The following is a 15,490-nucleotide window of genomic DNA, read 5'->3' on the forward strand; positions in this document are numbered from 1 at the left end:
TTATTATTGTGCTATTTTTCTAATTAATCGATAAAAAATTAAAGCATTTCTACCAAAGAAATAATTTATAGTAAATAAAAATTTTGGAACAATATGATTAAACAATTCTATTTTCTTTAATTCACTTTTCAACTCCTTTAATTCTCTTACTCCAACTCCAACATTCATTTCAAAAACATGAAAAGACTGTTTAACCATTAACTCTTTTTTTAAATCTTTATATATATCTACTTTATATTTTGTACCTATGTCTTGCGAGATTTCTAATACAGATTTCCACATTTTTGCTCTTCCTTTTGCTGAGTAAGCTCCTGGTATATGAATTTCAGATTCACTCTCTGCAGAACCAAATAATGGTGGATTACCTGTTCTTCCACCCACAGTTGGTGATTTTAAGTAACCAATTCCATTTGTACAAAAAGCATTACATGCTAAATAGATTTGATAGTACAAAGAACCATCATATTTCTTTGTTGCTAATGGTAAAGCCCAGTTTCTATTTATTACTAATCCTCCAACAAATCCACAAGATCTAAAAATCATTTTTGAAGAACTCTTGTTAGAATTACTATATATATTTTCTTTACTATCTATAGTAGAGAATCCTAATGGTTTATTAATATCATCACTAAACCTTATAAAAGGCCTTGACACCATAGAAATATTTTCATTTCTGTCAGTAAACTCCTTTAAAATACTTAAACCATCTTTTAAAAACAAATCATCATTACCAATTAAAACAACCCATTTAAAAGAAGAGACTTCAATTAATTTTCTAACGTTAGCGTCGTAACCTAAATTTATTTCGTTTTCAATAAAAATAAGGTTACAGTTTTTTTCTTGAAATTTAGATTTCCATTGAGAGCCTATTGCTGACAATTCCTTTCGTTCTTTAGAACCATCTTCACAAATAACAATTTCATTTGGCAAAAAAGACATATCATAAATTGATACCAATAATTCTTCAAACTCCTTTACTCTACTATATGCTGGAATAGCAACACTAAACCCTTCTAAACTTACTTTCATTTTTTTTACACTTTTTTTATCAATTTGGCAGGCACACCACCAATAATAGAATTAGCCGGAAAACTTTTAGTTACAACAGCATTGGCACCAATAATTGAATTTTTTCCAATAGTAACATTAGGCATAATTGACACTCCTTCACCAATCCAAACATTGCTTTCAATGATAACAGGACCTTTTGACACTAACTGCCTTTTGTTTGGAGCAACATCTAATATGTTAGAATTATCTGTATCTCCATGATAATGATCTGTAATAAACACTCTACTTCCTATAAGAACGTTATCTCCAAGAACAATTTTATTAATACAGCCTATATGACAATCATAGTTTATACTAACGTTATTACCTATTAAAATAACAGGTTTAAACTTGCTTTGAAGATGCTTCTCATAAGCTTCAATTCGTAGCCTTTTAAAACAATAAAAATCATTACCAATCGTAATATTTCTAGCTCCTTCTATATATATTGGCGCTTCTATAAAAGTATTATTACCACATTTTTTAAACCTTCTCTTTACACTGTAACTGTAAATATTATTTATGAAAAACTTCCAATATTTAATTAAACTATAATTAAAGAATAGACTAACAAAATGCGCAAAAATCTCAACAATCTTTCTAATCATTCTAAAAAATTAATTAACTTATTATTTTAAAAACCACCTTGACCTTTTTTCTTTTCATAAAAAATAATATAAAAGACAATTTAATATTTCTAACTATTCTTATTTCTTTCTAAAACATTTAGTCCATTTTTATACAATACATACATGGTAATTAATACTGCTAATAATTGAGTAAAGACCCAAATATATGCAGAAGATAAAACACCATAATCAGGTGTGAATATTAGATTTAAAGATAAACAAGTAAGCCCCACAAAAAACCCAATGTAAGGCGATAACCTTTCTAATTTCATTGCATACAAACCTTGTATTGTTAAATAATTTGTTAGAGTTACTAGAATTGGAAGAAATGAAAATATCCTTAAAATTCTAACAGAACTAACAAACTCTTTTCCTAAAACTATTTTCACTAAAAGAGGCGCAGCAACATATATAAATAACGTTAATAAGCAATTAAATATTAAAATAGGGCGTAACATCTTTTTAAAAATGGTAATTCCTTTTTTTAAACCCTCATCAAATGCTCTGTTCATTAAAGGATAAATTGATTGATTTAAAGGGAACCAAGTGATTATCATAATTGGCATAATTATTTTAAAAGCACCTCCGTAATATCCTAATAATTCATCGCTAACAAAGAAGCCTAATAGAAAAAAATTGAGAGTTACGTATTGGTTTAAAATAATATTTAAGAAAATTGAAAAATTTTCTTTTACTATAGAAAACAACGAATTTAAGTTTGGTTTTATAACTACAGATAAATCATATTTATAAATTACATACATAAATAAAGATAACCCTATTACAATTTCTACAATTGTTAAAATTAATGCATAAAGAATAAAATCATCTTCATTATTGACAAATAACAATATTAAAATCAAAGCACTTAGCTTTGAAAAGAAAACAAAATAGGCTGCTATATTATTCTTTTCTATTCCTGTAAGAAACCAAGTAGGCAGGTAGGTTAAACCAATAATCTTACAAAAAATGATTATCAATAAACCAATATTGGATATACTTTCTGCATAGAATATTATCAATAAAAAGATAAGAAAGCTAAAAAACATTAAGGTGGTTCTTACAAAAACTGTCTCCCAAAAAATTTTTCTTATCTCTAATTTATCATCAATATTTAATGATATTTTTCTTGTAGCTGTAAATTCAAAACCAAAATTAACTAAAATTATAAAATAAACTAATATCTCATTATAATAAGTAATTAACCCAAAATTATTTGCGTGAATAATTCTAACTACATATGGTATTAACAATAAAACAAATAAATAATTAAGTACTTGAATTAATGTAAGAGCTGAAAAATTCTTAATTATTTTTAAATTCTTTTTATTCTTAATAAAGTCTAATATTCTATTCAATTTTTTTTACTTTAAGTAACTTATTTTTTATTGAGCCTATTTCCAATAAGTTACAAACTTACCCCCTTTATCTTTGTCTAATAATAAATATTCAGAATATAGCCTCTTCATCATATAATTAAAAAGCACAACTAGAAACAACTATTTTTTTAGATAAGTTTCTATACTTGTTATTACTTAAAACCCATTAAACGCTTTTAACTTGGTATCCTTCTCAGACAAAGTAACTTTATCAACAGGTATTTGCCAATCGATATTTAAATCTTTATCATCAAATAAAACACCATCTTCTGCTGCAGGCTCATAATAGTTATCACATTTATAAGATACAATAGTGTCATCTTCTAAAACAGAAAAGCCATGTAAAAACCCCCTAGGCACAAATAATTGTTTATTATTATCTGCAGATAATTCTACAGAAAATACTTTGCCAAAAGTTTCAGAACCTTTTCTTGCATCTACAGCAACATCTAAAATTTTACCTTTTACAACTCGTACTAATTTTGCTTGTGCAAATTCTCCTCTTTGTAAGTGTAAACCTCTTACAACTCCATATTGTGAAGTAGATTGGTTTCCTAATACAAAATCTCCATCAAAACCTGTTTTTTCTTGAAATTCTTTTTTATTATATTCCAATAAAAAACAACCTCTGTTATCTTTAAAAAAAAGAGGTTCTATAACATAACATCCTTTTAAACTTGTTTCTGTAACTTTCATTTTATTTTTAATAAATTATTTCCATAACCACTTTTTAATAATGGCTTTGCTAATTGATGCATTTTTTCTTTAGTAATAAACCCAGATCTAAAAGCAGCTTCTTCTATAGAACCTATTTTTAAGCCTTGTCTTTCCTCTATTACTTGTACAAATTGCGATGCTTGCATTAAGGAATTAAAAGTACCTGTATCTAACCAAGCAGTACCTCTATCTAAAACTCTAACAGATAAATTTCCATTTTCTAAATATATTTTGTTAACATCTGTAATTTCTAACTCCCCCCTTTTACTTGGTTTCATATTTTTTGCAATTTCAATTACAGAATTGTCATAAAAATAAATTCCAGGAACAGCATAATTAGATTTTGGATTTTCGGGTTTTTCTTCTATAGAAACTGCATTAAAATCATCATCAAATTCTACAACGCCATAACGCTCCGGGTCGTTTACATGGTACGCATATACAATACCTCCATCAGGGTTATTGTTTGCTTTTAATAATTTAGGCAAACCAGACCCATAAAAAATATTATCGCCTAAAATTAAAGCTACTTTATCTTTACCAATAAACTTTTCTCCAATAATAAACGCTTCTGCCAAACCATTTGGCGCTTCTTGTACAGCATATTGAAAATCACATCCATATTTTTTTCCATCACCTAATAAACGCTTAAACAATGGTAAATCTTGAGGTGTAGATATTATTAAAATTTCATGAATACCTGCTAACATTAAAACCGAAATTGGGTAATAAATCATCGGTTTATCGTACACTGGCATTAATTGTTTACTTATTGCCAATGTTAATGGATGTAATCTTGTACCTGAACCTCCTGCTAAAACTATTCCTTTCATATTATTGATATTTTTTTAAATACCATTCGATGGTTTTTTGTATACCTGTTTCAAAATTTTCATCTGCTTTCCAACCTAATTCACTTTCAATTTTTGATGCATCAATTGCATACCTAAAATCGTGACCCGGTCTATCTTTAACAAAACTAATTTGCTCTTTATAAGATGTGGTTTTAGGAATCATTGTATCTAAAATTCCGCAAATTTTATCAACTATATATAAGTTATCGCGTTCATTTTTTCCTCCAATATTGTAGGTCTCGCCAGTTTTACCTGTTTTATAAACCAAATCAATACCTTTACAGTGATCTAAAACATACAACCAATCTCTAATATTTTTTCCGTCTCCATAAATGGGGATATTTTCTCCTGAAATTGCTTTTCTAATTATGGTAGGAATTAACTTTTCATCATGTTGCTTTGGTCCGTAGTTATTAGAACAGTTTGTAGTAACAACATTCATTCCATAGGTATGAAAATAACTTCTAACCATAAAATCTGATGACGCTTTTGAGGCACTATAAGGACTATTGGGCGCATAAGGGGTTTGTTCTGTAAACAAACCTGTTGCCCCTAAAGTACCGTAAACCTCATCGGTAGAAATATGATGAAATCTAGCCGTTTCAAATCCTTTTTTATAAACGTTTGGAGCTTCCATCCAGTAATTTTTAGCAACATCTAATAAATTAAACGTTCCAAAAACATTTGTTCTCACAAAGGCATCTGGGTTCTTAATAGAGTTATCTACATGTGATTCTGCTGCAAAATGAATTACACCATTAAAATTGTATTGTTTAAATAGTTTTTCTACTAAAGCTCTATCGCAAATATCTCCTTGTACAAAAGTATATCTAGAATCTTCATTAACCTCACTTAAATTAGAAACGTCACCAGCATAAGTTAATACATCTAAATTTACAATTTGTACATCTTTATTATTCTCTAAAAAATAAGGTATAAAATTTGCCCCTATAAATCCTGCTCCTCCTGTTATTAAAATTGATTGCATCCTTATTTTTTATAATTATTTAAATAAACATTTAGTTGTTTTATTAATAAAAATAAAATCATAAAAACAGCACCTAAAGCTCCTAATAAAAAGACATAATTTTTAGTTACACCTTTTATTTTATAACCTATTGGCTGAAAATTTGAAACAATATTTATAATTTCGTATTTCTCTGACCTATCTTTAACAACATCTTTTAATTCTGAATTAATTTTTCTGTTAGTTTCAAACAGTTCGAGTTCTTTAGTTGTTCTTTTTTCTCCACCTAGATCTATATTAGTACCGTTTGTTTGTTTTTTTGCTTCCTCAATCATCACCTGCATATAAACTCTTCTTAAAGAATCTACTTGCCCTAAATTCTGGCGTAATAATGAATCTGTTCTATTTAAATTTTCATTGGTTAATGATTTTAACCTATCAAAATACTTATTACTAACAACAGAAGAAATAATTACATCCCCTAAACCTGCAAACACGTCATTTTTCCCTGCAACTACACGAATTTGATGAACTTTATAGTCATATTCAGAAAACGATAGTTTAAAATCCTCATAATCATAACTCTTTACCGTTGTAGTATCTACAGATGTAATAAAATCATTATATGAATCTATAATATCATTCTCTGTTTTTATAGGTTCTATTGTAAACTTCTTTAAAGAAGCTGCTGTTTCTTTATCTAAATGAAACGTCTTTATTAAACTAGCAGTATCTTTTTGTTTTACTAAATCATTATAGTAATCTATATTACTATATAATTGTCTAGCACTTTTAAAATTAGGTTTTACTAATAAGTCCGAACTAAATAAGTCTTCTTTTTTAGCTTCTAAAAAAGCTCCAATTCCACCGCCAATTATAACTGCTATTCCAATTTTTAAAATATTTTGTTTAAAAAAGAGTAAAATTAAAATTAATAGATGAAAAATACTTTTAAAAATACTTCCAATAAAATTGAAAAACCTAGAAAATCCTTTTCCTATAATTACAAATAAAGAACCTAAATCTACTTCTTCTTCGCTATTTTTTTGACTTGTTGACATTGTTTTAATTTGGTTGTAAAATTTTATCTTAATCTATTAAAAAATTTGTTCTAATATTTTTTGAGTAATCGCATAAGTAGGTGTAACACCTGTCATCCCTAAACCTCCGGATGCTAAAGTACCACCAGTTTCTAAAGGGTTATCTGAAGCATAATACGCGTATCTTACTTTTACATTTTTAGCAATATTCCCTCTAATTTTTGATGCAGATTGAATTGCTTTTTGATAATGTGCTCCTTCCATTTCTAAACCAATAACATTCCAGGTAGAGTCATGAAAAAACTCTAATAAATCTTTATTTTGTAATGAGGTTCCTAACACCGAAATCATAGAGCCATCAAATACTTGCACTCCAAAACCTTCTAAATCTTCTTTAGATAACTCATTTTTAAAAGGATAATTGTCTGCAGTACCTTCAAAAATATGTGCCGTCGGAATCATAATATCTCCTTTACCTCCCTCTAAAATTCCTGCTTTACCCATTATAGAAACAGATTTTACGTCTAAATGATTTTTCTTTTTGGTATTTTTATACGGTTTTAAAAGTTCATCCATTGTCTCATAAGCCTGCTCTCCAAACGCATAATCCATTACAATTATTACAGGTTTTTTATTTATAGAATTTACTTTATCAAAAGAAGCATGCTCAAAATCAATTTTATCAGTATCTATAACTTGTACATTTATATTTGTACCAGAAGTATCTTTAATATAAATTAAACCGTTTTCTGAAGCATATTCTTTAACAGCCCTTTGTAATGGTTTACTGTCTGAATTACTTAACAATTGAAATAGCTCAAAACCTTCATGCTCTGCAGCTTCTTTTGGTAATGCTCCTTTAGCGTAAATAGAGTTTAATACACTGTGCATATTTGCGCTAATAATATGTATAGGTCTTTTTAAAAGCTTATTTTCTTTTAAAACTTTCTTTATGTTATTTGCCCAAACATCACCATAAATATGATGCCCAATTTCTTCAATTAAAACAGTACTAAAAGTAACTTTTCTTTTCTTGTTGTCTAAAACTTCATTAATTGCTAACTTACCTAACCAATAAATTAAATGAAAAAATCTGTCTTGATTTTGTGCTGTTTTAAACGTTTTATGAATTTCTAAAACCTCTTCAAAAGTTCTTCCTAAAATATTACTTAAGTGTGCAATAGCTACCTCTCTTTCTTGGGCAGTAATCTCTTTATTGTAAATAACAATATCTTCTAAATATTTCCATTCTCTAATAAAGTCTGTCCCTTCATTTATGGTTACTCTTTTTTGAATTTTATGAGACTCAATAAATAAGAAAGTTAAATGTGTAAGAATATCATAAATTTCAGAACGACCACGAGTAATCTCTATGTTCATTTGATCTTTATCTATTCTGTAACAGTTTCTTCTTCTTTTTGGTGGAATTATGCTTTCGAAATGAGAATCACTATATCCTTCATCTGCGGTTAAATTTATAAACTGGCATTCTTCAATTCCTTTTGGAAGTCTTTCTATAACATACACCAAACCATTTAATTCAATTCTTTCTTCTGCAATTGAACCATAAATTTCGGGTCTTAGAGAAAGTAACGATTTACGTAACGTTTCTCCAGAAATTCCCATTGGTTTATAAAAACCTCTACTAAATAAATGACGCATAGAAATGTATAATTTTTCTATTGCGTTTGTAGACTCTTGAGCTCTAGTTCTATCTGTTTTATTTATTGTTGCCATGTTAAATTATTAATTTTCAAAGATAAAATTATTTAACGGATAATAGCTGCTTATATCTGTCTTGGTTATTTAGAAGGCTAACGGCCTCTTTTATAACCAAATCGTTCTTTAAATTATGAGTATAAATACCTTCTTCATAATAATATCTTTTTAATATTTCTTCTTTAATAACGCTTTTTAAAATATCTTTATTTTTAGATATTTCATCAATCTTATCTTTAAATAACTTCTCTTTAATTTGGTTATATTCTTTAGAAATATCTTTTCCTTTTGATGCCTTGTAAGCTTCTTTAAACAGTTTTTCTTGCTTGGTAACAAACGTAGTATCTACTTTTAAATAATTGGTAAAGTCTGTGAAACCTGCTTCTTTAAAATCAAAATTAGTTTCACTTTCTATTTGTGAATGATTATAATAATACCTTGTTGCATAATTAAAAACAGCCATAGAATTTAATAAACTTTCAGTTGCTCCTGTTTTTTTAGAAGTCTTAATAACCACATCTGGTAAAACACCACCTCCGTCATACACTTTTCTACCATTTGCTGTTTTAAACTCATTAATACCAGAAGCTGAAAACTTAGGCACATTACCATCTTTATCTCTATTGGCATAATCTAATTCTTGAATGCATCTACCACTTGGTGTATAATATTTAGAAATTGTTAATTTTAACTGTGTACCATACGTTAGTTTTCTATAACGTTGTACCAAACCTTTTCCAAAAGAACGTTGTCCCATAATTACAGCTCTATCATAATCTTGCAAAGAACCACTTACTATTTCTGATGCAGAAGCAGAACGACCGTTTACCAAAACCACAATAGGAATTTCTAAATCTAAAGGTTCATTTTTACTTTTATAGATGTTACTCCATTTTTTAATTTTTGCTTTTGTGGTAACAAGCGTTTTCCCTTTTGGTAAAAAAAAGTTGCAAATATTTAAAGATTCCGATAATGAGCCTCCAGGATTTCCTCTTAAATCGAAAACTAGTTTTTTCATTCCGGTCTTTTTTAATGCTCTAAATGCTTTTTTTACTTCGGATGATGCTTTGTTATTAAAACGTGTTAGTACAATATATCCTGTTTCTTCATCTATCATTTTAAAAAACGGAACAGGGTTTAAAACCACTTTATCTCTAGTAATTTCTTTCTGAATAGTATTACCTTGCCTTTCTAATGTAACAGAAAACTTACTGTTTGGCGTTCCTTTTATCAACATAGAAAGCTGTTCTCTTTCCATATTTTTTACAGATTGCCCATCAACAGAAACAATAACATCTCCTGCTTTTAGTCCTGCTTTATCTGCAGCGTATCCTTTATAAACTTCATTAATTTGAATTCCATTTTTTAAGTAATATACGGTAACCCCAATACCTCCATACTCACCTTCTCTTCTAATTTTGGCATCTTCTACATCTTGCTCGTTATAAAAATTAGTATAAGGGTCTAAATCTTTTAGGGTATTTTTTATTGCTTTGTTCGTTAATTCTGCCGGATTAATTTCATCTATATAATACATATTTAACTCCTTAAACAACGTATTGTAAATTTCTATTTGTTTTGCAACTTCAAAAAATTTAGATTTAAATGAAAACGACAAAAAAAGGGTTCCTACTAAAAGAACCAAAATCGTTTTTTTAGAAAAATTAAATTTTGTCATTATTTATGTTTTTGGTTTCTTCTATAAACCTAGTTAACAGTTTTTCCATTTTTAAGAACATTTCATCGTAGGTACATGCTTCTTTTCCAATATACGAAATCATAAAAATATACGGTTTTTCTAAATTATTGTACACAATTTCTTTTTGCAAACGATAAGATTCTCGCATTAATCGTTTCAATCGATTTCTATCTACAGCAGACTTAAAGTTTCGTTTTGGAACAGAAACACCAACCTGAGCAGGAAAATTTGATGTATGTTCTGTTTGTAAAAAAATCATTCTAAGAGGAAACGCTTTTACAGAATTTCTCTCCGTATACAACCTTTCTATTAGCTTTTTGCTTTTTAAACGTTCTTCTTTTCCTAGGGTATGCTTCATATTTACAAACTTAATAGAAATCATCTACTTTTAATAGATTTTGTATCTTTAACTTTAGTAATTTTTAATTTAAAATCAATTAAAATTTAACAACAATACATATATTTGTTTAAAATAACACAATTAAACAACCCATAAAAAAACTAATAGTATAATTCTTAGATATCAAAAACATGAAACAAGATCTTTTTCAGGCTCCAGATTATTACAATTTAGATGATTTATTAACGGAAGAACACAAGTTAATACGAGACGCTGCAAGAGATTGGGTAAAACGCGATGTTTCTCCTATTATCGAAGAATATGCTCAGAAAGCAGAGTTTCCTACACAAATTATTAGTGGTTTAGCAGAAATTGGTGCTTTTGGTCCTTACATACCAGAAGAATATGGTGGAGCAGGTTTAGATCAAATTTCTTACGGATTAATTATGCAAGAAATAGAACGTGGAGATTCTGGTGTTCGTTCTACTGCTTCTGTACAATCTTCATTGGTTATGTACCCTATTTTTAAATATGGCAATGAAGCACAGCGTAAAAAATATTTACCAAAATTAGCTTCTGGCGAATGGATGGGTTGCTTTGGATTAACAGAACCAAATCATGGCTCTAATCCTTCTGGAATGGAAACGAAGTTTAAAGACATGGGAGATCATTATCTTTTAAATGGGGCAAAAATGTGGATTTCTAACGCGCCTTTTGCACAAATAGCAGTTGTTTGGGCAAAAAATGAAGAGGGTAGAATTCATGGTTTAATAGTGGAACGCGGAATGGAAGGTTTTACAACACCTACAACCCATAACAAATGGTCTTTACGTGCTTCTGCAACCGGAGAACTTATTTTTGATAATGTAAAAGTACCCAAAGAAAACTTGTTACCAAATAAATCTGGATTGGGAGCACCATTAGGTTGTTTAGATTCAGCTCGTTTCGGAATTGCTTGGGGCGCAATTGGTGCTGCTATGGATTGCTATGACACTGCATTACGCTATTGTAAGGAGCGCGAACAATTTGGCAAACCTATTGGTCAGTTTCAATTACAACAAAAAAAATTAGCTGAAATGATTACAGAAATCACCAAGGCGCAATTATTAGCTTGGAGACTCGGTACTTTAAGAAACGAAGAAAAAGCAACCTCTGCTCAAATTTCTATGGCAAAACGAAATAATGTAGACATGGCAATTACAATTGCTAGAGAAGCAAGACAAATGTTAGGCGGTATGGGAATTACTGGCGAATATTCTATTATGCGCCACATGATGAACCTAGAAAGTGTAATTACCTACGAAGGCACACATGATATTCATTTATTAATTACAGGTTTAGATGTAACGGGTTTAAGTGCTTTTAAATAAATAACTGTAAGGCTAGATATTCTTTGATAAAAATTACCATCAAAAAAATTGTAGAAATATTTTTTATCAACCTAATTAGAAACACTAAACTTAAACATAATAAATTCACTTTTTTATTAAAAACCTCAATTAAGCTTTCAAAATACGCTGTAAACATGATATTTAACAGGTTTTAAAATTAATTCATGTTTTATTTTTGCTATAGAACGATACCATAACAATAAGGACATCTCACTATGCAAGAAACTAGAAATGACATTATTCAGTTTATCAATTTACAATTAGCTTCATTAGGCCAACCAACTTTTAAAGACAAACCAGAAAATTCCACCCAATTTTTAAATCCTAAATTCGAAGAATTAACAAGCAGTCTTATCAAAAGTATTCAAGAGAAATCAAGATTATTATCCAATCATCTTTCTCCTGTAGACACAAGAATTCAAGATTTTATAGACGATTATTTTAAAGATGTTTCTATTGATAAATCAATTGCAATACCAAACGACACGTTAGTTTTATCAAAAAAAGGACAAGCAAGAGAGGTGAGTTTACCACCAGATGGAAATTCTTTTAAAAGTGATTTAGTTACTACAAGTAGAGTAAAACAAGGTATTTTAAACAATCCTTTAAATGATAAAAGAACCACAAAAGGTACTTTTCATATTGTAGAGGGAAGTTTACCGGTGCCTTTAGATAAATTTGAAGTACCCAAAGTAGTATTTGCACATTTTTTAAATGCAGCCTTTAATCCTTCGGATGATTTAAAAACATTGCCATTTACATCTAGTCAAGAAAAACAAGCCAAAGTAATGGTTTCTACACTACTTAGACCTATTGTTTGCCCAGAAGTAAAAGGTGTTATTTCAGAAAAATCTTTAGAAGTTAGATTCTTTGTTCCTGGAAACTTGGTAAGTAATTTAGATTTTGTAGAATCTATTTTTGGCAATGCAGGAGACCCTAATTTGGCGCAAAATGATGCTGCTTTAGATACAGAACACTGGACCGGTCATACAGGTTGTATCGTTTTAGCTCCGCAATTAAAAGAGTTAAAAAAGAAAGACGTTGGTCTACCTCATTTTGATGACGCTACAGAACGTCAAAGAAAAGACGGAATGTGTTGGAAAAATGAAAACGAACTTTATAATGATGGTGGTGCTTTTAAAATTACCTGTAGAGATGATAGAGGGGTTGTTATTACTTTAATTGCTGATAATTACTACGGATATTCTAAAAAAGAAATTAAAACTCAAATTAGTTATTCTGCCAACTTATTTGGTTTGGTAGAAGAAGAACATGCGGGTGGTGCAATTGCATTTGCAAGAAGAGTAATGGGCGATACTGTAGATGGTAAAGATTACGCTGCTTTCTATAATTTTAAACATACTTTCGAAGGCGTAAAAGAACTTTTAGGAGATACCATAGAGGTAAAACCAGAAAATTATGCAGTAGACAAAAAATATCCTAATATTGTTTACATTCCAGAATTTGCATACGTAAACACCAATACAAATAGTATTACTTGGATGCATAATAGTAAAGAGCAAAAACTAACCTTGTCTCCTTATAAAACATACGTGCATCCTACCGGAAGTAAATTAAAATTAGAAAAACATAAATCAATCGATTTATGGAGAATTATAGAAACTTTTGCAGAAGGTGTTTTTTGCCACAAACCTTGTACTGTTTCTGGAGGTGGTAAATCTGAGATTTCTAAACCCATGCAAAATGCTATTACATATAGTACTTTTAACATCCATAGCATAGAAGAAGACTTTAAAAAGGCAGATGAGATTATACAATATGTTTATTCGAATCGTTGGAAAGTTAAAGACCCAAACAGACCTATATCTAGATCTTTTTTAAGTGAAAAAAGAACCTTAAGTTCTGCCGTTAAATTATTAATCCCTTCTAAAGAAAATTCAGACGAGTTTAATGAAATGCTAAACAACATTCCGGTTCATATTCGTTCTTTAGTCCTTTTTGTAAAAAGGCTACACAGACAAGCTCACGGAAGTTTAAACTGGAAAGAATATATGTCTGTTGAAATTATCAACGGAAAAAAAGGTACAAGTCTTTTATACAATAACACTCCTGTTGTGGGTAGTTATGTTCGTATTGGTTTTAATGAACAAGGAAACTGGATGTTAAACAAACTTCGTTCAGATTTTTCTCCGTCAGAAAAAGTGCAAACCGAAGATGATATTACAGCTTCTATTACCATACCTAGAAATCTATTAAACAACCTAAATCCTGAGTTTACAAATAAAAGTTTAAAATTATTAACCAATTGCGAAGCGCATCTTTTTCAAAGACCAGATGAAGCTGTTGTAAGAGGTTATGATAAAGCGGCAGAATTAGATTTGGTAACAAACGGACGCTTTTTAACCAACTACGAGCTACTAAAAAAAGAAGATGCCATTGCTTTATATGAAGATACTATCAACTTTGACAAATACACACAACCTGTTAAAGATTTTATAGAAAGTATTGTAAAGAGTGATCAAAAAGAAGAATTTTTTGTGGTTCCATCTCATACCAGAATTGTAAACGGAGAACCTACAAAAAACCCTCGTTACCTTGAACCTAATAAAAATGTGGTAGAAACAGAGGCTACTTATTTAGCAGATCTTGGTGTACGTTTGGTTAGAAAAATTAAAAGTAAAGATCCTGTACACCATGTTGTAAATGCAGTTTTACCAGGTAGAAGAAACAACCCTGTTGATAAAGTTGCAGGAATAAGACCTTTGGCGGTTTACAATCCTATTCATTACCAAGAAGCACCAGAATTATTTATGGACTTTATTTGTAGTTTAACAGGTAAATCTCCATCTACTACAGGTGCTGGATCTGAAGGAGCTTTAACTAAAGCACCGTTTAACATGCTTACACCAACAACAGATTTAAACAATGCATTGTTGTCTCATATTTTAACAGAATCTAACGGATTTAGTACTGCGGCAGGTTATGTAGGTGCAGAAAACAAAATAGACCATGATGTAAGTTTATTAATTCCTGAAATTTGGGCAAGATTAGAACCAAAAGACAGAGATCCTAAAGAATTAATTAAAAATGGTTCTTTAGAAAAAATTGAAGATTTTGAATACGAAGGAGAAACTATTTTAGCTAGTAGATTAGGATACAGAATTACAAAAACATTCTCTTACAGATGTATGCATCGAATTTTTGATGAACCAACAGCTGTTTTTAGTGAAAGAATGTTAAAACCAGAGTTACAAGGTTTAGAAGATTATGTAGACGGAATTAAAAACATTGTAGAAGCACAACAAAAAGTTGCTTTAAATTATTTTGAAGATGGTAGTATCGCTGCTGCAATTCCTCCTTTAAAAGTTCTATTACACATTATGGCGTATGGTAATTATCAAGGAAAACAGATTAGCGATCCTGAATTACGTAATTTATTTAGCAGAGAGTATGTTATAAATAGCGACTGGTACAAAGAGCGTTTAAAATTAAAGCAACAAAAAGATATTGCATTCTACGGTAATCAAATTAAATATTCCGAAGACTTTATTGCAAACCCTTTTAATGCATCTATAGTTTCTGAAATGGACATCAATAGTCGTTTAGAAAAATTAAAAATTGAATATAAAAATGTTAGTTCTAACGAATATTTAGAAAGCTTAATCGGTACAATTGGTGCAGACCCGTTATATAAAAAAGGGTAAATTAAGCTAAGAAGCTTTTAGCAAAATATTAGGGCATCGC

General features: G+C 29.5%; 12 protein-coding genes. 2 read left to right on the forward strand and 10 right to left on the reverse strand.

Annotated elements, in window-relative coordinates; all coding sequences use genetic code 11:
* Positions 1–3: 3 nt before the first annotated feature.
* The 10 genes from WG951_RS09590 to rnpA form a co-directional block, all read right to left on the reverse strand.
* Positions 4–1,029 (reverse strand): glycosyltransferase family A protein, encoded by a 1,026-nt coding sequence (locus tag WG951_RS09590; protein ID WP_105050011.1) that lies wholly within the window; start codon positions 1,027–1,029, stop codon positions 4–6.
* Between the two features lie 5 nt (positions 1,030–1,034).
* Positions 1,035–1,658: an acyltransferase gene (locus WG951_RS09595; protein ID WP_105050010.1), complete on the reverse strand. Its 624-nt coding sequence runs from the start codon at positions 1,656–1,658 to the stop codon at positions 1,035–1,037.
* Between the two features lie 89 nt (positions 1,659–1,747).
* On the reverse strand, positions 1,748–3,037 hold the full coding sequence (locus WG951_RS09600; RefSeq protein WP_105050009.1) for an oligosaccharide flippase family protein: 1,290 nt from the start codon (positions 3,035–3,037) through the stop codon (positions 1,748–1,750).
* A 177-nt stretch (positions 3,038–3,214) separates the two neighbouring features.
* On the reverse strand, positions 3,215–3,754 hold the full coding sequence (rfbC, locus tag WG951_RS09605; protein WP_105050008.1) for a dTDP-4-dehydrorhamnose 3,5-epimerase: 540 nt from the start codon (positions 3,752–3,754) through the stop codon (positions 3,215–3,217).
* Positions 3,751–4,608, reverse strand: a complete 858-nt coding sequence (gene rfbA / locus WG951_RS09610; RefSeq protein WP_105050007.1) for a glucose-1-phosphate thymidylyltransferase RfbA — start codon at positions 4,606–4,608, stop codon at positions 3,751–3,753. The genes rfbC and rfbA overlap by 4 nt, the downstream gene beginning before the upstream one ends.
* A 1-nt stretch (position 4,609) precedes the next feature.
* Entirely contained in the window at positions 4,610–5,617 is a 1,008-nt protein-coding gene (gene rfbB, locus WG951_RS09615) for a dTDP-glucose 4,6-dehydratase (protein WP_105050006.1), read from the reverse strand.
* A 2-nt stretch (positions 5,618–5,619) separates the two neighbouring features.
* Positions 5,620–6,657 carry a hypothetical protein gene (locus tag WG951_RS09620; RefSeq protein ID WP_105050005.1) on the reverse strand — a complete coding sequence of 346 codons (1,038 nt, stop codon included), beginning with the start codon at positions 6,655–6,657 and terminating at the stop codon, positions 5,620–5,622.
* A 36-nt stretch (positions 6,658–6,693) separates the two neighbouring features.
* Entirely contained in the window at positions 6,694–8,373 is a 1,680-nt protein-coding gene (locus tag WG951_RS09625; RefSeq protein WP_105050004.1) for a DUF6909 family protein, read from the reverse strand.
* A 28-nt stretch (positions 8,374–8,401) separates the two neighbouring features.
* Positions 8,402–10,033 carry a S41 family peptidase gene (locus WG951_RS09630; protein WP_105050003.1) on the reverse strand — a complete coding sequence of 544 codons (1,632 nt, stop codon included), beginning with the start codon at positions 10,031–10,033 and terminating at the stop codon, positions 8,402–8,404.
* Entirely contained in the window at positions 10,020–10,412 is a 393-nt protein-coding gene (rnpA, locus tag WG951_RS09635; RefSeq protein ID WP_105050002.1) for a ribonuclease P protein component, read from the reverse strand. The genes WG951_RS09630 and rnpA overlap by 14 nt, the downstream gene beginning before the upstream one ends.
* 173 nt (positions 10,413–10,585) lie before the next feature.
* On the opposite strand from rnpA, the gene WG951_RS09640 reads away from it, so the two are divergent.
* Positions 10,586–11,764 carry an acyl-CoA dehydrogenase family protein gene (locus WG951_RS09640; protein ID WP_105050001.1) on the forward strand — a complete coding sequence of 393 codons (1,179 nt, stop codon included), beginning with the start codon at positions 10,586–10,588 and terminating at the stop codon, positions 11,762–11,764.
* Between the two features lie 236 nt (positions 11,765–12,000).
* A complete protein-coding gene (locus WG951_RS09645; RefSeq protein ID WP_105050000.1) occupies positions 12,001–15,450 on the forward strand; it encodes a hypothetical protein in 3,450 nt (1,149 codons plus the stop codon).
* Positions 15,451–15,490: the final 40 nt, after the last annotated feature.

The organism is Polaribacter butkevichii (assembly GCF_038024105.1).
GTDB lineage: Bacteria > Bacteroidota > Bacteroidia > Flavobacteriales > Flavobacteriaceae > Polaribacter > Polaribacter butkevichii.

Excerpts from the sequence above, each read along its gene's own strand:
- WG951_RS09590 (WP_105050011.1), bottom strand. The coding sequence starts at position 1,029 with ATGAAAGTAAGTTTAGAAGGGTTTAGTGTTGCTATTCCAGCATATAGT.
- WG951_RS09595 (WP_105050010.1), bottom strand. The coding sequence starts at position 1,658 with ATGATTAGAAAGATTGTTGAGATTTTTGCGCATTTTGTTAGTCTATTC.
- rfbC (WP_105050008.1), bottom strand. The coding sequence starts at position 3,754 with ATGAAAGTTACAGAAACAAGTTTAAAAGGATGTTATGTTATAGAACCT.
- rfbA (WP_105050007.1), bottom strand. The coding sequence starts at position 4,608 with ATGAAAGGAATAGTTTTAGCAGGAGGTTCAGGTACAAGATTACATCCA.
- rfbB (WP_105050006.1), bottom strand. The coding sequence starts at position 5,617 with ATGCAATCAATTTTAATAACAGGAGGAGCAGGATTTATAGGGGCAAAT.
- WG951_RS09620 (WP_105050005.1), bottom strand. The coding sequence starts at position 6,657 with ATGTCAACAAGTCAAAAAAATAGCGAAGAAGAAGTAGATTTAGGTTCT.
- WG951_RS09625 (WP_105050004.1), bottom strand. The coding sequence starts at position 8,373 with ATGGCAACAATAAATAAAACAGATAGAACTAGAGCTCAAGAGTCTACA.
- WG951_RS09630 (WP_105050003.1), bottom strand. The coding sequence starts at position 10,033 with ATGACAAAATTTAATTTTTCTAAAAAAACGATTTTGGTTCTTTTAGTA.
- rnpA (WP_105050002.1), bottom strand. The coding sequence starts at position 10,412 with ATGAAGCATACCCTAGGAAAAGAAGAACGTTTAAAAAGCAAAAAGCTA.
- WG951_RS09640 (WP_105050001.1), top strand. The coding sequence starts at position 10,586 with ATGAAACAAGATCTTTTTCAGGCTCCAGATTATTACAATTTAGATGAT.
- WG951_RS09645 (WP_105050000.1), top strand. The coding sequence starts at position 12,001 with ATGCAAGAAACTAGAAATGACATTATTCAGTTTATCAATTTACAATTA.